Source organism: Rhizobium sp. KDH_Rht_773_N, from assembly GCF_052946295.1.
The window spans coordinates 763,049-780,629 of record NZ_JBRFNB010000002.1 but is presented as its reverse complement, the minus strand read 5'-3'; the positions used below and the strand labels follow the sequence as shown (position 1 = coordinate 780,629).

Here is a 17,581-nt window from a genome sequence, read left to right as displayed (position 1 = left end):
GCGGCACTTCGCTCGCGGCCATAACGAAGGAAGAGAAAGCATGTCTACGGAAGACAAACAGCCGGTGTTCAACAGACGTCAGCTATTGGGCACCACGGCCATGGCCGCGGCGGCGGGAGCGGCGACGGCGGGTGGGGTCCTGGGCTTTTCAGGCACAGTCGCGACGCCCGCCGTGGCCGCCGAGTCCGGACGCCAGACATGGGAAGTCAAGCCCGGCGAGCTCGACGAATACTACACGTTCTTTTCGAGCGGCCAGACCGGGGAGGTCCGCATCGTGGGCATTCCTTCGATGCGCGAGATCATGCGCATTCCGGTATTCAACCGCTGCAGCGCGACGGGCTGGGGCCTGACCAACGAGAGCCGCAAGGTGCTGACGGAAGGCCTGCTTCCCCAGACGGTCGAATTCCTCAAGGACCGGGGCGGCGTCTACCATAACGGCGACCTTCACCATCCGCATCCGTCGCAGACCGACGGCACCTATGACGGGCGCTATCTCTACGCCAACGACAAGGCCAATACCCGCATCTGCCGCATCCGCCTCGACGTGATGAAGTGCGACAAGATCATCGAGCTGCCGAACCAGCACACGGTTCACGGCCTGCGCGTTCAGAAATATCCGAAAACCGGCTACGTCTTCTGCAACGGCGAAGACGGGGTACCGATCCCCAACGATGGCAAGGTCCTCGACGATCCCAAGAGCTACCAGGCAGTGTTTACGGCCGTCGATGGCGAGACGATGAAGGTTGCCTGGCAGGTCATCGTCGACGGCAATCTCGACAATGTCGATGCCGACTATCAGGGCAAATATTGCTTTGCGACCTGCTACAATTCGGAAAACGGCGTCAATCTCGAGCAGATGATGGCGAAGGACCAGGACTGGGTCGTGGTCTTCAACATCAAGCGCATCGAGGATGCCGTAGAGAAGGGTGATTACAAGGAAATCGGCGGTGTGCCCGTCATCGACGGACGGCACGGTTCGCCTTACACCCGCTACATTCCGGTTTCCAACGGCCCGCACGGCATGAACACCGCGCCCGACGGAATTCACGCCGTGGCCGCGGGCAAGCTTTCCCCCACCGTCACCGTCTTCGACGTCCGCAAGTTCGACGACCTGTTCGACGACAAGATCCAGCCTCGGGACACGGTGGTCGCGGAGCCGCAACTCGGCCTCGGCCCGTTGCACACCGCTTTCGACGGCCGCGGCAACGCCTATACCACCCTGTTCATCGACAGTCAGATCTGCAAGTGGAACATCGAGGACGCCAAGCGCGCCTTCGCCGGCGAGAAAGTCAATCCGATCCGCCAGAAGCTCGATGTCCACTATCAGCCGGGGCACAATCACACCTCGATGGGCCAGACCAAGGAAGCGGACGGGAAGTGGCTGATCTCGCTCAACAAATTCTCGAAGGACCGGTATCTGAACGTCGGGCCTCTGAAGCCGGAAAGCGACCAGCTCATCGACATTTCGGGCGACGAGATGGTTCTCGTGCACGACAACCCGACCTTCGCCGAGCCGCACGACGCGACGATCGTGCATGCATCCAAGATCAACCCGGTCAGCCTTTGGAGCCGTGACGACCCCTTCTTTGCCGATGCGGTCGCGCAAGCCAAGAAGGACAATATCGACCTGATGATCGACTCGCAGGTCATCCGGGACGGCAACAAGGTGCGCGTCTACATGACGTCCTCGGCGCCGGTATTCGGCCTGGAATCCTTTACCGTCAAACAGGGCGACGAGGTGACGGTCTATGTCACCAATATCGACGAAGTCGAGGACCTGACGCACGGCTTCGCCATCGTCAACTACGGCATCAACATGGAGATCGGGCCGCAGGCGACCTCGTCCGTCACCTTCACCGCAAGCAAGCCGGGCGTCTACTGGTACTATTGCTCGTGGTTCTGCCATGCCATGCACATGGAAATGAAGGGCCGCATGCTCGTCGAACCCAAGTCAGCCTGATGCGCCAGGCTTTTGTCATAACGGTGGCGGTCCTTTGGACCGCCACCTGTTCGCCCGCCGGAGCGGCCGATCGCGTCGTCACGCCCGCCGACGGGACGGACCTGGCCGCCGTCGTCGAGCAGGCGGCTGCGGGCGACCGGATCATCCTGCGCCCCGGCAGCTACAGAGGACCGCTGACGATCAGGAAACCGTTGGTCGTGGAGGGCGATCCCGGCGCGGCCATCATCGGCAACGGCCACGGCACGGTCGTAACCATTGACGCCGCCGACGTGACCTTGCGCGGCGTTGAGATCCGCGGTTCAGGCACAAACCTCGAGACGATGGATTCGGGCGTGTTTGCGACCGAGGCGGCAAAGGGTGCGGTGATCGAGAACAACCTCGTGGCGGAGAACCTCTACGGCATCTACATCCACGGCGCGAGAGACTCCATAACGCGCGCAAACAGGATCGTCGGCCTGAAAGAGGGCCGGCCGAGCGAGGCCGGAAATGGCGTCACGGTCTGGAACGCTCCCGGCGCCAAGGTCCTTTCCAACGAGATCAGTTTCGGCCGCGACGGAATCGCCACCAACGCCAGCAAGCAAAACGTCTTCAGCGACAACCGTTTCCACGACCTTCGTTTTGCTGTCCACTACATGTACACCAACGACAGCGAAATCCGCGGAAACGTCTCGGTCGGGAACGTCGTCGGCTATGCGATCATGTTCTCCAGCCGGCTGAAGATCGTCGACAACGTCTCCGACGGCGACCGCGATCACGGCGTGCTCCTGAACTTCGCCAACAATTCGCTGATCAGCGGCAACGTGGTGCGCGGGCGCTTGCAGCCTGAAGATCGGTGGACGACAGGCGGCTCCCGCGGGTCCACCGACGAGCTGCCCGCGGACGACGATCCGATGCGCTCCAGCGCAGACGGAACGGGACTGCGTGTCGGCCCCGAAAAATGCGTCTTCGTCTACAATGCAAACAAGAACCGGCTGATCGGCAACGAGTTCAACGGCTGCGGAATCGGCATTCACTTCACCGCAGGGTCGGAAGGTAATGCCGTCAGCGGCAACTCGTTCATCAACAACCGCAACCAGGTCAAATATGTCGGAACACGGTATCTGGACTGGTCCCAGAACGGTCGCGGCAACTACTGGAGCGACAATCCGGCATTCGATCTGGACGGCGACGGCGTCGGCGACAACGCTTACCGTCCCAACGATCTCATCGACAAGGTCCTGTGGACCGCGCCCCAGGCGAAGGTTCTCACCACAAGCCCGGCGATCCAGTTCATCCGATGGGCGCAGGCGCAGTTTCCCGCCCTGCTGCCCGGCGGCGTGGTCGACGGCCACCCGTTGATGGAACCTCCCGCATTGCATTCGGAGGCAGGGCAATGATGCACCCGACCGTTCTCCTCTCCGGCGTGGTCAAGCGCTACGGCGAGGTGCAGGCAATCAAGGACATCTCGTTTGCGCTCAACGAGGGCGAAACCGTCGCGCTGGTGGGCCATAACGGCGCAGGCAAGACAACGCTGATAAAGCTGATGCTGGGCCTCATTCGCCCGTCGGCCGGCAGCATCGAAGTCATGGGAGAGGATCCTTCGAGCGGCGATTTCTCCGTGCGGCAGAGGCTCGGTTATCTGCCGGAAAGCGTCGCCTTCCACATGGCCCTGACCGGCCGCGAAACACTTGCTTTCTACGCGCGGCTGAAGCGCGTCTCCCCTTCCAACTCGATGGATCTCCTGGAGCGCGTCGGCTTGGCCGCGGCCGCGGCAGACCGGCCGGTGCGCACCTATTCCAAGGGGATGCGCCAGCGACTGGGGCTGGCGCAGGCCCTGCTGGGCGAGCCTCGTCTCCTGCTGCTGGACGAGCCGACGAGTGGCCTCGATCCGGCGCTGCGCCGGCGGTTCTACGATCTGCTGAGCGAACTCCGCGCGAAGGGAACGACCATCCTCTTGTCGTCGCATGCGCTGACCGAACTCGAAGACCGGGCCGACCGGGTGCTGATCGTGAACGACGGCGTGGCGATCGCCGACGGGACGCTGGACGATCTGCGGGCTCTCGCGCGGCTTCCCACCCGCGTAAGCGTCAGATTTCGCCATGGCGCCAATATCAGAAGTCCGAAGAGCGTCGCCGTCGCCTGGAAGCCGACCGCGCCGGAAACGTTCGAATTCGAGGTGGCGATGGAAGACAAGATCACCCTGCTCAAGGAAGTGACCGCCAATCCCGACGACATTGCGATGCTCCACGTCAACGAACCGACCCTGGACGACCTTTACGCGCATTTTCTGAACGCCGGGAGGGCGCGTGCATGAAGAATATCCTGATCGTCGCCGCCAAGGAGATCCGTGAGGGCCTGCGCAACAGGTGGGTCCTGGCGACGACCCTTCTGCTGGCGGCGCTGGCGCTGACGCTCTCGTTCCTGGGCAGCGCGCCCACGGGAAATGTCGGCGTGAACAGGCTCGACGTGGTCATCGTGAGCCTTTCCAGTCTCACCATCTTCCTGGTGCCGCTGATTGCGCTCCTGCTGTCTCACGATGCGATCGTCGGAGAGATGGAGCGCGGCACCATGCTTCTGCTCCTCAGCTATCCGATCGGCCGCAAACAGGTAATCGCGGGCAAGTTTCTGGGCCATATCGCCATTCTCTCCTTCGCAACGCTTTTCGGCTACGGCGCGGCAGCTGTCGCGCTGGCAGCGACCGGTGCGGCAATCGACGCCGCGAGCTCAGTGGCTTTCGCCGCGATGCTGGCCTCCTCCGTGCTGCTCGGTGCGGCGTTCGTGGCGATCGGCTATCTGGTGAGCGGGCTGGCAGGCGAACGCAGCACGGCGGGCGGCATTGCCATCGGCGTCTGGCTCTTCTTCGTGCTGATCTATGACATGGCCTTGCTCGGCACATTGGTCGCAGCCGGCGGACATGCCCTCCCCGGCGGCCTGCTGGACGCCCTTCTCATGCTCAACCCGACCGATGCCTACCGGATGCTCAATCTCGGCTCCGGCGAGACCCGTGCCTTCTCCGGCATGGCGGGTGTCGCAGGTCATGCCGGGCTGAGCAGCGCCACGCTGGTCAGCGTCCTCGGCGCCTGGACTGCTGCGCCGCTGGCACTTGCCGCCCTGATATTTTCAAGGAGAGAGCTATGAGGACCATGATCTTCGCCTTGACTTTCCTGTGCCCCCTATTGCTGGCCGGCTGTGAGGATAAGGAGCCACCGGCACCCCCGCCCCCATTCGCGCTGACAACGGATGCCATCGGCAGATATTGCGGCATGAACGTGCTCGAACATGCGGGACCCAAAGGGCAGGTCATCCTTGACGCCAGGGTCGGCGAGCCGATCTGGTTCTCGTCGGCCCGCGACACGCTCGCCTTCACGATGCTGCCGGAAGAGCCGAAAGATTATGTCGCCATCTACGTGTCCGACATGGGCAAGGCCCCAAGCTGGGACAAGCCCGGGACGGAGAACTGGATTGACGCGAGAAAGGCATTCTACGTCATCGACAGCTCGCTGCGAAGCGGCATGGGAGCGGAAGAGACCGTGCCCTTCTCGACCAGGGAAGCCGCCATGCAGTTCGCGGCGAGCAACGGCGGCAGCGTGGTGACGTTCGGCAACGTTCCCCGCGACTACGTCCTGGGCTCGGGTGCGGAAACGGGCAGCCCCGCCGCCGATGACGGGAAAATGGAGACAGAGCATCATGGCTAGACCGGTCAGCCGTCGTCGGGCGATCGCAATCTTCGCAGCCGCGGCAGGGCTGCCGCTGATAAGGACCGCCGGCGCGGCGGTCCCCGCGAAGATCTGGACGGGACAGGCGCTCGGCGCGCCGGCAACCTTGATTCTAAACCATGAGGACCCGGTCGAGGCTGCCCGCCTTGTCGAGCTGGTCGTTGCCGAGGTCTCGCGGCTGGAAACGGTCTTCAGCCTCAGCCGCAGCGATTCAGCGCTTGCGGAATTGAACAGGACGGGAGCGCTTGCCGCTCCCTCGCCCGACCTCGTATCCCTGCTCGAACGCAGTCGGGCCTTCTGGGAGCAGACCTCCGGCGCCTTCGATCCGACCGTGCAGCCGCTCTGGTCGCTCTTCTACAGGCATTTCTCCGCCCCGAACGCTGACCCGTCGGGTCCGGCGAGGCCCGAGGTCGGCCAGGCGCTCGAACAGATCGGCTTCGACCGGGTCGTATTCAATCGAGACCGTGTGGTCATGCGCCCGCATATGGCACTGACCCTGAACGGCATCGCGCAGGGATACATAACGGACCGCATCGTCGACCTGCTGCGAAACGCGGGCGTAACGAGCAGCCTGGTCGACATGGGAGAGGATCGGGCGATCGGCTCCAAACCGGACGGAACCCCCTGGCGGATCGGACTGGCGGACAGCCAGTTCGACGATCGTCCCGACCGGATACTGGATATTGTCGACAAGGCGGTCGCAACCTCCAGTGCCGCAGGCTTTCATTTTGACGCAGGCGGCCGCTTCGGTCATATCCTCGATCCGCGTGACGGTACCGCACCGGCCATCTATCGACGCGTCTCGGTCGTGGCTGACGACGCGACGACAGCCGACGCGTTCTCCACGGCTTTTAGCCTGATGGAAGAGGCCAGCATCCGCTCGGTGGCCAGGACGCGTAGGGATTTGCTCGTCGATCTGGTGGGCCTGGACGGCAGCCACGCGCGTTTTGAAGGCAGCGCGTGACGAGCGAAGATTGCCGGGCGTGCCTTTGCCAACTTTGCTCGCGCAGGACGATCGCCCCACGACAGGATTGTCGAACTGCATACACTGCCGGAGGGATCAGGCGGCGCAATCCTGCCGCGACTCTCCTCAGTGCAGCGTGTCGTGCGACGCCTTCCACGCCTCGATGTCGTCTTTCGATACGCGTATCGGCGAAAATGTCGACTGCGGCTGCAACAGCATCTTCGATGTCGCGATTTCGCATATCGTACCGACATTTTCCTGCAGCCGGGTTTCGTCGGCGCGCGGCGGGCTGCTGATCTCCCGCAGGGCTTCGCGATCGATGATGACCACGCGCTGCGCGCCGTCGTGTTCCATGAGCACGACGCCTGTCTCTCCGGAGGATTTCAGGAATGCGGTGATGAACCTCGGCAACATCCGGGCTCCCTCCTCTTTCGTCCATGACGGATGAGAGCATAACCGGTCGGGCTCCGATGTCTTTGACATCCCTCAAAGAGGATGCAGGCCCAAGGCCGTAGGATTCCCGTGATGGCTCGCGGCGCCGGGCCGCGTTTCGGACAAAGGAAAGGAATGCCGATGCGCACATTGCAGAAGCCGTTCACCGTGGAGATCAGAAGACGCAGGCGCAGGCGCCCGGTCCGTCTCGCCGACCTGCCCAAGGGCCGGCCGGACAAGACGGGCTGAGCGGCTTTTCGACCTTCGCTTCAGGCGAGAAATGCCGCGATCCAGGCGGCCGAAAACAAGGCGATCGGAACGGCCATGACGACTGTTGCCCATAGTCTGGCGGCACGGCGCGGGTCGTAGAGCGCCGCAATCCGGAACGCCAGCACAACGGACCATACGGCCGCGGCAAGAACGAGGCCGCCGCGAAACAGATCCGTACAGGGTATGACGATGCCGTCGGAGCGCAGCTGCGAGATGGTCAACGAGAGCAGCCCGCCGAAGAGACCGGCTGCCGCAAGCGGAATGAGCGCCTGGGCGAGATGGTGAGGCAAGCCCCTCTTCATCCGCAGGATCCTTGCGCATGCCGCAAGCGGAATGCCGAACAGGGCGGTGGCCCCCGCGACCGAAGCCGACAGAAGCATCAGGAGAGCGGCGGCATCCACGGACGTCATGACATCGTTCTTCAGGGGATAGTCGGTCAGGATCCACCACGGCAGGCGCAGCGAGAGCGGCCAGGCCAGCTGCAGATCGAGGCATCGTTCCACCAGCCACAGGCGGATCACCTGAAAGAGACCGCTATCGGACCAATGCAGTGCGGCAGGAACCAGCCCGAGCAGAACCGGAACGATCAGAACCGTCTCCCACATGGTCGCGAGCCGACCGGAGCCGCGGACGATGTCGCTGGCCGGATTGCGCCAGCAAAGCCGGATTGCGCCGCGATATCCGGAACACCGGCCGCACATGTGACAGGCGGAAGCGCCCTGCATGGTCTTGATGGGAATGAGCGGCGCGCAGTTGACGGCATTCGACCGCCCCTGCTGCTGATGACTGGCGCGCCAGCCGTCTGCGTCGGTCCGGAAATGCAGCGGCGCGATTTTCGAAACGATGCCGAATACGCCGTTGACCGGGCACAGGAACCGGCACCAGACCCTTTTTGCCTTTCCATAGCGCGCGCCGATGACGATGGCCACGAAGGTCGAGCCGCCGAGCAGCAGCGCGGCGGGTTTCGGATACTGGTAGATGCTCGTCAGCTGCCCGTATACGGTGGTCGATATGAAGGAGACGACCGGCCAGCCGGACCATTTCATCCATCCCGGAATTGCCCGGCCGGCGCCGTGCTGGCTGGCAAGTTCGGAAAGCGCGCCCTCCGGGCACAGGATGCCGCACCAGAAGCGGCCCACCAGCGCCGTGGCGAGGATGACGAACGGCCACCAGACGCCCCAGAAAACGAACTGTGCAAACCGGACGGCATTGTTCCACAGGTAATCGGCATGCGTGGAAAGCGGCAGCAGCAGCGGAACCGTGAGAAGGCTCGCATAGATTGCCACCATTGCCCATTGAAGACGCCGGATGGATGCCTGGTTTCGCAGGAGCACGTCGCCGAACCTGGCGACAACCGCCGGCACGCCGCCACCATGAGAAGTCATGCGGGCGCCTTGCCGGTCAGCGGAGGCGCATAGGCCAGGGACGCGATCAGCCAGTAGAAGCCGAGGCTCAGAAGCGGAAAAAGCTCCGGCCGTGCCCGGTAGCCTACGAGACCGGCGAGGAAGGCACCGAAACCGCTGCCATCGTCAAGCAGGCGGCTTGAATCCCATAGCGGTCCCGTCATCGGCGAAACAAGCCCAAGCGAAATCGCCTTGTCGACGACAAGCATCGTCAACCCGCTTCCGAGGATCAGAAGCAGCACTTCGCTGATGCGTGCAAGCACCGCCCTGGAGATCAATTTCGAACCGGTCCTGAACGCCCAGAAGCTGATTGCGGCAAGCACGAAGCCAAACAGACCTGCGGCAAGGACAAAACCGGCCTGCCAACCTTGCGAGGACGCCGTCAGCCCGTACAGGAAAACGACCGTCTCCGCACCCTCACGCGCCACCGCCAGTGCTGCCAGCACGGAGAGCCCGAGCCAGTTGCCGGCCTCCACATGCCGGACGGCCTGGATTGCGAGATCTCCGGTCTGGCCGCGCTCCATGGCGCGCATCCAGAACACCATCCTCAGCATGAGGACCGCGGCAAACGCGGCGATCACCATCTGCAGGATATCCTCGCCATCTCCTTCAAGCACATCGGCCGCCTTGCTCATGACGAGGGCAAGCGTCAGGGCGAGGACGAGACCGGCGCCCGCCCCGGCAAAAATCCAGCGGGTTGCCCGCGCGCGTGCCGCCGGAACCGCCCGCACCGACCAGGTCAGCAGGATCCCGACGACCAGCAGGGCCTCGAAGCTTTCCCGCCAGACCACCGAGGCGATCTCGAATGTCTGTAAAGTAAGATCCGGGTTCATCGGGCGATCAGTCTTGCCGGGGGCATGTCGAGATGGAAGTCGTCGAAGAAGGCATAGTCTCCTTCGCTGAGCGAACGGAATACGAGGAAGCTCGATGCGCCGGGCGCCAGAACCTTTTCCTTGCGCAGCGGAATGCTCTCGAATTCGATGGGGGTCGAACCGTCATTGTGCAGTTCGAGCTTGAAACGGGTATTCGCAGGCACCTCGATGACCGAGGGCGAGATGATGCCGTTGCTGAAATGCACCTGGAAAACCGGATCTTCGTCTTCGGCGAAGGCGGCATGACAAGGTGCCGTCAGCAGCATGGCTGCGGCCAGCAGCCGTCCCGACCAGCCGATGGGCCGCATCAATAGCCGCCCTTCTTGCCGACGCCGGCAAATACGAAGTCGAATTTCAGCGAGAATGCGTCCGGCCAGGGCGCAACGCCCGTCTCCTTGTCGACATGGCGGCCGAAGGACATTTCGCCATGGCCGCCCGGATGAACGCTGAGTTCCAGCTGATAGCGGCCCGGTCCCGACAGCTTGACGTTGTCGCCGTAATGTGGCCCGTCGCTGGCGACCATCGGTTCCAGCGCCCCAACCTGCTCGTCGCCGTTGTCGAGGTTTGTCACGACATATTCCACATGCAGGTTGGGAAGCCAGTCGCCCTCCGCAAAGCCGTTCGTATTGTCGGCGGTCGCGTGGATGTCCGCTTCCAGGTGGATGTCGGATTCCGCTGCGGCGCGCATCATGCCCGGCGGGTCCATCTCGATCGGCTGCAGATAGACGGCCGCCACTTCCATGCCCGCCGTGATCTGGGGCGAGCCGATCGGATATTCGGCAGCCTGCAGGCCAAGCGGCGCTGCGACGAGAAGGAGAGGAGCGGCAAATAGGCTGGTGGCACGGAGCATGACGGCAATTCCTAAAGATGAGTATTGCCGTCACGTTTAACAGCGCGATCGCCTTGCTCTTTGCGCTAACGCAAAGAGGCACGGATTAACACGGGGCAAGCCTTTGGCGGCCACGCAACGGAAATCCCCTCGCTCATCCTCATTGCTTGACTTTGGTCAAAGTCGCGAAGGACCGGTGGCGATACATCACCTTCGACATGGCGAGGTAACACCCGGATGATCCAGTTCATCGGCGCATTTGCCGTCTTTCTCATGCTGCATTCGATCCCGGCGATCCCGGACATTCGCCTTCGCATCATCCGGTCGATCGGCAAGCCGGCCTACATCGTCACTTATTCGGCTGCCTCTTTGGCGGCTCTGGCCTGGCTCTTCACAGCAGCGCTCGCCCTCGACTACGTTCCGTTATGGGAGCTTCGTCCGTGGCATGCCGCCATGACCTTCATGCTCGCGCCGATCGGATGTTTTCTCGTGCTCGCCGGCCTGATGAGCGCGAACCCTCTGTCCATCTCGATCCGCTCGTCGGGACCGGCCGGCGCGGTCGTGCGGATTACCCGGCATCCCGTGCAATGGGGATTTGCCCTCTGGGCGCTCGGCCATGTCATCGCCAACGGCGACCTTCGTTCTCTCCTGCTGTTTGGCGGCCTTGGACTGTTTGCGCTTGCCGGCATTCCGATGGCCGAGCGCCGGGCGAGGAAGCGCCTTTGCGATCGCTGGGAGATCTGCGCCGCGCAGACCTCCGTCTGGCCCCTGGCGGCGTTTGTTTCGGGCGTCCGGCCGAAAACGGACGCCGCTCTTGTCGCAGCGGCGGCGGCCACGCTGGCGCTGACCGCCTGGCTGCTGCTTGCGGGCGGTCACGCCCTGCTTTTTGGCGCCGATCCGATTTCCGTCTTCGGCTGAGTGAAGTCCGCCTCGCCGGGCCAGGCGCTCGACTGTCGTGCGATCGGCAAGTCCAGGAGATCGACGGCGCGACGGGCAAGGTGGTCGACGATCTCCTGCACCGACCGCGGCCGATTGTAGAAGGCCGGAACCGGCGGCATCACGATCGCGCCCATTTCCGTGACCGATGTCATGTTGCGCAGGTGTCCAAGATGCAGGGGCGTCTCCCGCGTCATCAGCACGAGCCTGCGCCTCTCCTTGAGCTGCACGTCGGCGGCACGCGCCACAAGGCTTGTCGAAAGGCCTGTCGAAATCGCCGCAAGCGTCTTCATCGAGCACGGCGCGACGATCATCCCCGCGACAGGAAACGAGCCGCTGGCGATGGTGGCACCGATATCGCTATTGTCGTAGCTTCTGTAGGCCTTCGGCAGCATCCGGTCGTGGACTTCGGCCCCGACCTCGTGCAGAAGGGTCCGCTTGCCGCTTTGCGAGACGACAAGATGTACGCGCATGTCGAGCCCGCACAAAAGATCGAGGATGGCGAGGCCGATAGCCGCACCGGAGGCGCCGGTAACGGCCAGAACGACGTCGCGCTGCTCATGAAGCGATGTCACGTTTGATCCTTTCCCATATTGTTGCCGCGCGCGCGGCAATGTCTGCCGGCATGATAAGCTCGCGCCCCCATTCGCGGTCGCTCTCCGCTCCGATCTTGCGGGTGGCGTCGAGACCCATCTTCGTTCCAAGGCCTGCCCGGGGAGAGGCGAAATCGAGATAGTCGATCGGCGTGTTTTCGATGACCGTCAGGTCGCGCGCGGCGTCGAACCGCGTAGAGACGGCCCACATCACGTCCTCCCAGCTCCTGACCCCGATATCGGCATCCACCACGATGATGAGCTTGGTGTAGTTGAACTGCGGAAGCATCGACCAGAGCCCCATCATCACCCGGCGGGCCTGTCCCGGATACCGCTTGTCGATGGAGACGACCGCCGCGCGGTAGGAGCAGGCTTCCGGCGGCAGCCAGAAATCGCGGATTTCGGGAAACTGGCGCCGCAGGATCGGCACGATCAGTTCCGTCATCGCTTCTCCGAGCCGGGAAGGCTCGTCCGGCGGACGGCCCGTATAGGTCGACAGGTAGACGGGGGAGCGGCGCATGGTGATGGCGCTCAACCGGACGACCGGAAAGGGCTCGACGCTGTTGTAGTAACCGGTGTGGTCGCCATAGGGACCTTCCGGCGCGGTTTCGTCGATCGACACGCTCCCTTCCAGAATGATTTCGGCACAGGCCGGCACGGCGAGCGGCACGGTCAGCGCGTTGACGACCTGCGCGCGCGCTGCGCGCAGGAGCCCTGAAAAGTTCATTTCACTCATGCCTTCCGGCAAGGGCATGACGGCGGCAAGGAGCGTTGCGGGGTCAGCGCCGATCGCAACGGCGATCGGCATGTCCTGGCCGCGTCGCTGCCATTGGCGGAAGTGCTTTGCGCCGCCGCGATTGGAAAGCCAGCGCACGATCAGCGAGGAGCGGTCGCGAACCTGCATCCGGTAGATGCCGACGTTGACGTCGTCAGGATCGTCGGGATCGCAGGTTATCACCAGCGGCCAGGTTATCAGCGGGGCCGGTTCTCCCGGCCAGCACCATTGGACCGGAAGCATGCCGGTGTCGATCTCCGCACCCCGGTAGACGACCGCCTGCGACAGGGCCGTGCGTCGGTGCCGCGGCCGCATGCGGCTTGCCGCCTTGAGCAGGGGCAGCTTGCCGAGGGCATCCGAAAGCGATTTCGGCGGAGAGGGGTTGCGGAGATCGGCGAGATCCTCCGCCAACCGGCCAAGGCCACCCTCCCCGACCCCGAAACCAAGCTCGATGCGCTCCCTGGTGCCGAACAGGTTGACGAGCACGGGGATGGGACTGCGTCGTCCTGCCGCATCGATCGGTGCCCTTATGAGGAGGGCCGGTCCGTTTTCCTCAAGGACGTGCTTGTGCAGCGCAGTCAGCTCGTGGACGAGCGACACGGGTTCGTCGACCGACAGAAGCAGCCGCCGCTGCTCGAGTTCACGCATGAAGAATTGCAGGTCGGCATGACGTTTGATCTTGGGCGCATCGTTCAACATGGGGATGCAATCGGCGAGGAAACCGCTCCTGTCTTTGTCCAAAAACAAACAGGACGAAGGCTCCAGGTCGTAGGGTGCCACTCTCACGAGAAGAGGCCTCAATGCTTGTTTCATCCCGCCTGATGGCTGCGGCCGGCATCGTGCCGTTGCCCATCGCGGCCCGCGCCGCATCCCTGCTGTTCCAGCAGGTGCTCAAATCCCACCCCCGGCTCTTCGACCGGCTCGGGGACTATCGTTATTCGTGCTTTGGCTTTGCCCCCTCGGACCTTGCCTTCGAATTCGTGATCCGGCCTGCCGGCGGCACCATCCGCACCTACCGGCGCGGGCGCGCGCCGGAAGCGGATGCCAGGATCAGCGGTCCCCTGCTGCTGATGCTCGGCCTTGCCGAGGGCCGTCTGGACGGCGACGCCGTCTTCTTTGCCCGCAAGCTTGCCGTGACCGGCAATATGGAAGCCGTGCTCGCGCTTCGAAATGCACTCGACGACAGCGGGATCGATCTGGTGAAACTGGCGGGAGACATGTCGGGGCCGATCCGCCGTCCTGTCGTGGCGGCACTCTCGTCCGTCCGGCGCCATGCACTCAAAGCCGAGGGCGCCAGATGGAACTGATATGCCCGGCCGGAACTCCCTCGTCCTTCCGAGAAGCCGTCGATGCCGGCGCGGATGCCGTCTATTGCGGCTTTCGCGACGAAACGAATGCCAGAAACTTTCCAGGCCTGAATTTCGATCTGCAGGAGCTGCGGGAGGCTGTTTCCTACGCCCGCACCCGAGGCGTCAAGACGTTCGTGGCGCTGAACACATTCATGACGGCAGGGCGGGAGGATCTCTGGTATCGCCGGGCGCAGGAGGCGACCGAGGCCGGGGCGGACGCGCTGATCGTCGCCGATTTCGGGCTGATGGCGCATGTTGCCGAACATCATCCGCATCAGCGCCTGCACATTTCGGTACAGGCTTCGGCTTCCAATCCGGACGCCCTTGCCTATCTGGTCGAAAGTTTCCGCGCCGCCCGCGTCGTGCTTCCCCGGACGCTGACCGTCGCCGATATCGCCCGCATCGCCCGGCAAGTATCCTGCGAGCTCGAGGTCTTTGTCTTCGGCGGCCTCTGCGTGATGGCGGAGGGACGATGCTCCCTGTCTTCCTATGCAACCGGAAAATCGCCCAACATGAACGGCGTCTGCTCGCCGGCAAGCCATGTCCGCTACCGCCAGGAGGGCAGGGACATGGTGTCGGAACTCGGCGGATTTACGATCAACAGGTTCTCCGAGAAGGAGCCGGCCGGTTATCCGACCTTGTGCAAGGGACGCTTTGAGATCGGCAAGAGCAAGACCTATGCCTTCGAGGATCCGGTTTCCCTCGACGTCATGGATCAGCTGGACGAACTGCGGGCAGCCGGCGTCACGGCGCTGAAGGTCGAGGGACGCCAACGCGGCAAGGCCTATATTTCGCAGGTCGTCTCCACGCTCCGTGCGACGATGGAAGCAGCACCTGCCGAACGTCCGGCTCTGATGGCCCGCCTGAAGGCCCTCAGCGAAGGGCTGGAAACGACCCACGGCGCCTACGAGAAGCGGTGGAGGTAGGTGATGAAGCTCACACTTGGCCCGCTCCAATATCTCTGGCCGAGCGACCGCTGGCGTGATTTCTATTTCGAGATCGCCGACGAGGCGCCCGTCGATGTCGTCGTCATCGGCGAGACGATCTGCTCGAAGCGGCTGCATTTCATGGAAGCCGAGCTTGCTGCCGTCATCGACCGGCTGGAGGCCGCCGGAAAGGACGTCAGGCTCTCGACGCTGGCGCTGGTCACGCTCGAACGCGAGGCAAACTATCAAAGGGCGCTCGCCCAGGAGGATAGCCGGCTGGTAGAGGCGAACGATCTCTCCGCCCTCCATCTTCTGAAAGGCCGGCCGCACACCGTCGGACCGTTCATCAACGTCTACAACGCGGCTACCGCCCGCGTTCTGGCATCCAACGGTGCGACCGCAATCTGCCTGCCGCCCGAGCTTCCGGCCGCGTCCGTCGCAACCATTGCCAGGACCTGTCCGGACATTGCCGTGGAGATTTTCGCTTTCGGCCGCATGCCGCTCGCCATTTCCGCGCGTTGCGCCCACGCGCGCTCGAAAGGGCGAACCAAGGACAATTGCCAGTTCGTCTGCCAGGAAGATCCGGATGGCATCGCGGTCAACACGATCTCGGGACAGCCCTTTCTTGCCCTGAATGGCGTGCAGACGCTGTCGCATACGTGTCAGGCCCTGCTGGAGCACTCCGACGAATGGGCGGCGCAAGGCGTCGGTTCGCTCCGACTGTCGCCGCAGACCTGCGACATGGTCGAGGTATCCTGGGCTTTTCGCAAAGTTCTCACTGGAGAGATCGAGCCCGCGCAGGCGCTGGCAAGGCTGCGTGACGTCTATCCGGACATTCCGCTCTCGAACGGATTCCATCACGGCAAGACCGGCGCGGAATGGGTCGCGCGCCTCAAGAACGCAAGGGATTTGACAGAATGACCATGAGACTGGCGAAAACCAATGCTGCCGGCGACAGGCGGATCCTCTCTGCCGTGCGTCAGATAAAGGCCTTTGCGAAGGACCCCGACGCCGACTGCAGCTGCACCCTCATCATCGGCGAACTGCTCGCGCATCTGGCGCCGAGGCAAAGAGCTGCCGTTGTGCAGGAACTGTTCATGTCGGCACTGCGCCAGCGAACGAAGGTCGCCACGCTGCTGGAGCTTTTGAGGGAAGTCGAGCAGTTCGGACCCGCCTCCGAGATCGGCGAGGTCGAGGAAGCGGCTCTGATTTTCGACGATGTGGCAAAGCAGGCGAAGATCGGCTCTCAACTTCTCAAGGCCTTTGTCGCAAGTCGTCACGACATTCTTGACGCGGAGCGAACCTTTCATACGAAAGAGGCTGGAGAACGTCCGTCATGACGGCAGAGTATCGCCCGGACCGGCACCTCGACATGCTCGAATTCCTGGGTTGCGACAGTTCGGCCGCAGGCGAGGCGCGAGCGACGCTCGAAATGCTGCTCCTGCGTCCACAGCCGATCCCCACGCGGGAACCGAATGCCGGCAGCCCGCCGGACGGTCGGCGCGGAGGCGACGGAAATGCGGCGGGAGGGCATCGATATCCGCCAATCCATGCCCAGGCCAGCCGCGGCGGCTGACCGCCGATTTCACAAACATGGTTGCATTTGCGCCAGATCAATCACGGCCGAAGCGGAAAGCATAAGCTCGCCATATCGCAAGGAGTAGTTGGAATGGGAAGCTTTAGCGCCTGGCATTGGCTGATCGTCCTCGCCATCGTCCTCATCCTGTTTGGACGCGGCAAGATTCCCGAACTCATGGGTGACGTCGCACACGGGATCCGGGCCTTCAAGAAGGGCATAAACGACGAAGAGGGCGGCAAGACGGATGGGAACGGCGATGCAGATCGGCCTTGATCCGGATCGTGGCGGGTTCGGCCATGACTGAACCCACTACCGCCTATTCGATCGTTTCGGCCCGGTTCGACGAGGGGGAAAAGTGCGGCCGCATCGATCTTCGGGTCGCCGACCGTATCAGGCCTCTCATCGTCACCAGGCGGGCGCTGCTCAGCATCGCCTCGCCGCCGCGCGCCAGCCAAGCGCGGCTTTTCCAGTTTCTGCACAGCTTTTGCGAGATCGCGCTCGCCTATGGCAAATGCGATCCGCAGCATGCCGAAATCCTGGTCGTCACCGCAACCGACGTCAGGCGCTGGCGCCGCGGTCATTCACAGCCGGAGCCGCTGTGGACGTGGCAGGGCATCGGCAGTATCGCCGCCGTCCCTTCCCCGCCGAATTGATCCGTCCCCGCGCTAGGCGCTCCGGCAGAAACGCTCGAACGCCTCGCGGGTACACAGTTTCCGGAGATAGTCCTCCTCCTGGTCGCGCGCGACATGACGCAGCACGAGCTTGAGCAGCTCCCATTCGGTGGCACGATTGCGATTGAACCAGGGCGCCTGCGCAATACCGTCATAGACCTGCAGAACGCGCCTGGCGGTGGCCGGATCGAGGTCTCTCAGAAGCATGGCGGGACAGGCTGCCTTTCGAACATGGATTTCATACCCCCGCGGTGATGCGAGAGCCCCCTCCGCCTTCGCTGACGCGGCACAAGGGCGCATACGTCTTCGCATGACGGACGGATATCG

Annotated in this window: 22 protein-coding genes; 14 read left to right on the top strand and 8 right to left on the bottom strand. The window is 63.4% G+C overall.

The genetic code is table 11. From position 1 onward, the window contains the following. The first annotated feature begins 40 nt into the window (after positions 1–40). Genes nosZ through ACU8HS_RS25560 form a run of 6 tightly spaced genes read left to right on the top strand, consistent with a single transcriptional unit; the run spans position 41 to position 6,619 of the window. Complete coding sequence (gene nosZ, locus ACU8HS_RS25585) at positions 41–1,960, top strand: TAT-dependent nitrous-oxide reductase (protein ID WP_447015974.1); 1,920 nt, start codon at positions 41–43, stop codon at positions 1,958–1,960. Beyond that, positions 1,960–3,336, top strand: coding sequence for a nitrous oxide reductase family maturation protein NosD (locus tag ACU8HS_RS25580; RefSeq protein ID WP_447015973.1), 1,377 nt, complete (start codon positions 1,960–1,962; stop codon positions 3,334–3,336). Before nosZ ends, ACU8HS_RS25580 begins: the two co-directional genes overlap by 1 nt. Beyond that, the gene (locus tag ACU8HS_RS25575) at positions 3,336–4,253 is read left to right on the top strand and encodes an ABC transporter ATP-binding protein (protein WP_162702971.1); all 918 of its coding nucleotides are present in this window, start codon (positions 3,336–3,338) and stop codon (positions 4,251–4,253) included. Before ACU8HS_RS25580 ends, ACU8HS_RS25575 begins: the two co-directional genes overlap by 1 nt. Next, positions 4,250–5,077 carry an ABC transporter permease subunit gene (locus tag ACU8HS_RS25570; protein WP_447015972.1) on the top strand — a complete coding sequence of 276 codons (828 nt, stop codon included), beginning with the start codon at positions 4,250–4,252 and terminating at the stop codon, positions 5,075–5,077. The genes ACU8HS_RS25575 and ACU8HS_RS25570 overlap by 4 nt, the downstream gene beginning before the upstream one ends. Further along, on the top strand, positions 5,074–5,634 hold the full coding sequence (locus ACU8HS_RS25565) for a nitrous oxide reductase accessory protein NosL (RefSeq protein WP_447015971.1): 561 nt from the start codon (positions 5,074–5,076) through the stop codon (positions 5,632–5,634). Before ACU8HS_RS25570 ends, ACU8HS_RS25565 begins: the two co-directional genes overlap by 4 nt. Then, positions 5,627–6,619, top strand: coding sequence for an FAD:protein FMN transferase (locus ACU8HS_RS25560; protein ID WP_447015970.1), 993 nt, complete (start codon positions 5,627–5,629; stop codon positions 6,617–6,619). Before ACU8HS_RS25565 ends, ACU8HS_RS25560 begins: the two co-directional genes overlap by 8 nt. 126 nt (positions 6,620–6,745) lie before the next feature. On the opposite strand, the gene ACU8HS_RS25555 is transcribed toward ACU8HS_RS25560, so the two are convergent. From ACU8HS_RS25555 to ACU8HS_RS25535, 5 genes are all read right to left on the bottom strand, one after another. Further along, on the bottom strand, positions 6,746–7,033 hold the full coding sequence (locus tag ACU8HS_RS25555; protein ID WP_112702835.1) for a hypothetical protein: 288 nt from the start codon (positions 7,031–7,033) through the stop codon (positions 6,746–6,748). A gap of 287 nt (positions 7,034–7,320) precedes the next feature. Continuing rightward, positions 7,321–8,706 carry a 4Fe-4S binding protein gene (locus tag ACU8HS_RS25550; protein ID WP_447015969.1) on the bottom strand — a complete coding sequence of 462 codons (1,386 nt, stop codon included), beginning with the start codon at positions 8,704–8,706 and terminating at the stop codon, positions 7,321–7,323. Beyond that, positions 8,703–9,557, bottom strand: coding sequence for an FTR1 family iron permease (locus ACU8HS_RS25545; RefSeq protein WP_447015968.1), 855 nt, complete (start codon positions 9,555–9,557; stop codon positions 8,703–8,705). The genes ACU8HS_RS25550 and ACU8HS_RS25545 overlap by 4 nt, the downstream gene beginning before the upstream one ends. Continuing rightward, the gene (locus ACU8HS_RS25540) at positions 9,554–9,904 is read right to left on the bottom strand and encodes a cupredoxin domain-containing protein (protein ID WP_447015967.1); all 351 of its coding nucleotides are present in this window, start codon (positions 9,902–9,904) and stop codon (positions 9,554–9,556) included. The genes ACU8HS_RS25545 and ACU8HS_RS25540 overlap by 4 nt, the downstream gene beginning before the upstream one ends. Next, positions 9,904–10,446 (bottom strand): iron transporter, encoded by a 543-nt coding sequence (locus tag ACU8HS_RS25535; protein WP_447015966.1) that lies wholly within the window; start codon positions 10,444–10,446, stop codon positions 9,904–9,906. Before ACU8HS_RS25535 ends, ACU8HS_RS25540 begins: the two co-directional genes overlap by 1 nt. A gap of 216 nt (positions 10,447–10,662) precedes the next feature. On the opposite strand from ACU8HS_RS25535, the gene ACU8HS_RS25530 reads away from it, so the two are divergent. Next, complete coding sequence (locus ACU8HS_RS25530; protein WP_447015965.1) at positions 10,663–11,343, top strand: NnrU family protein; 681 nt, start codon at positions 10,663–10,665, stop codon at positions 11,341–11,343. Here the strand turns inward: ACU8HS_RS25530 and ACU8HS_RS25525 are convergent. After that, positions 11,298–11,936: a UbiX family flavin prenyltransferase gene (locus ACU8HS_RS25525; RefSeq protein ID WP_112568919.1), complete on the bottom strand. Its 639-nt coding sequence runs from the start codon at positions 11,934–11,936 to the stop codon at positions 11,298–11,300. The two genes, ACU8HS_RS25530 and ACU8HS_RS25525, sit on opposite strands and share 46 nt — an antisense overlap. Next, entirely contained in the window at positions 11,920–13,428 is a 1,509-nt protein-coding gene (locus ACU8HS_RS25520) for a UbiD family decarboxylase (RefSeq protein WP_447015964.1), read from the bottom strand. The genes ACU8HS_RS25525 and ACU8HS_RS25520 overlap by 17 nt, the downstream gene beginning before the upstream one ends. Positions 13,429–13,529: 101 nt before the next feature. Between ACU8HS_RS25520 and ubiT the strand changes: the two genes are divergently transcribed. From ubiT to ACU8HS_RS25485, 7 genes are all read left to right on the top strand, one after another. After that, complete coding sequence (gene ubiT, locus ACU8HS_RS25515; protein WP_112758260.1) at positions 13,530–14,036, top strand: ubiquinone anaerobic biosynthesis accessory factor UbiT; 507 nt, start codon at positions 13,530–13,532, stop codon at positions 14,034–14,036. After that, positions 14,027–15,004, top strand: a complete 978-nt coding sequence (ubiU, locus tag ACU8HS_RS25510) for a ubiquinone anaerobic biosynthesis protein UbiU (RefSeq protein WP_447015963.1) — start codon at positions 14,027–14,029, stop codon at positions 15,002–15,004. The genes ubiT and ubiU overlap by 10 nt, the downstream gene beginning before the upstream one ends. Before the next feature lie 3 nt (positions 15,005–15,007). Further along, positions 15,008–15,925 (top strand): ubiquinone anaerobic biosynthesis protein UbiV, encoded by a 918-nt coding sequence (ubiV, locus tag ACU8HS_RS25505; RefSeq protein WP_447015962.1) that lies wholly within the window; start codon positions 15,008–15,010, stop codon positions 15,923–15,925. Continuing rightward, complete coding sequence (locus ACU8HS_RS25500; protein ID WP_112702826.1) at positions 15,922–16,344, top strand: hypothetical protein; 423 nt, start codon at positions 15,922–15,924, stop codon at positions 16,342–16,344. Before ubiV ends, ACU8HS_RS25500 begins: the two co-directional genes overlap by 4 nt. After that, a complete protein-coding gene (locus ACU8HS_RS25495; protein WP_447015961.1) occupies positions 16,341–16,580 on the top strand; it encodes a hypothetical protein in 240 nt (79 codons plus the stop codon). Before ACU8HS_RS25500 ends, ACU8HS_RS25495 begins: the two co-directional genes overlap by 4 nt. Positions 16,581–16,673: 93 nt before the next feature. After that, positions 16,674–16,856 (top strand): twin-arginine translocase TatA/TatE family subunit, encoded by a 183-nt coding sequence (locus tag ACU8HS_RS25490; RefSeq protein WP_112568933.1) that lies wholly within the window; start codon positions 16,674–16,676, stop codon positions 16,854–16,856. A gap of 23 nt (positions 16,857–16,879) precedes the next feature. Next, on the top strand, positions 16,880–17,236 hold the full coding sequence (locus ACU8HS_RS25485; RefSeq protein ID WP_447015960.1) for a hypothetical protein: 357 nt from the start codon (positions 16,880–16,882) through the stop codon (positions 17,234–17,236). Between the two features lie 12 nt (positions 17,237–17,248). Here ACU8HS_RS25485 and ACU8HS_RS25480 read toward each other — a convergent pair whose 3' ends face one another. Continuing rightward, complete coding sequence (locus ACU8HS_RS25480) at positions 17,249–17,461, bottom strand: hypothetical protein (RefSeq protein WP_112568937.1); 213 nt, start codon at positions 17,459–17,461, stop codon at positions 17,249–17,251. Between the last annotated feature and the right edge of the window lie 120 nt (positions 17,462–17,581).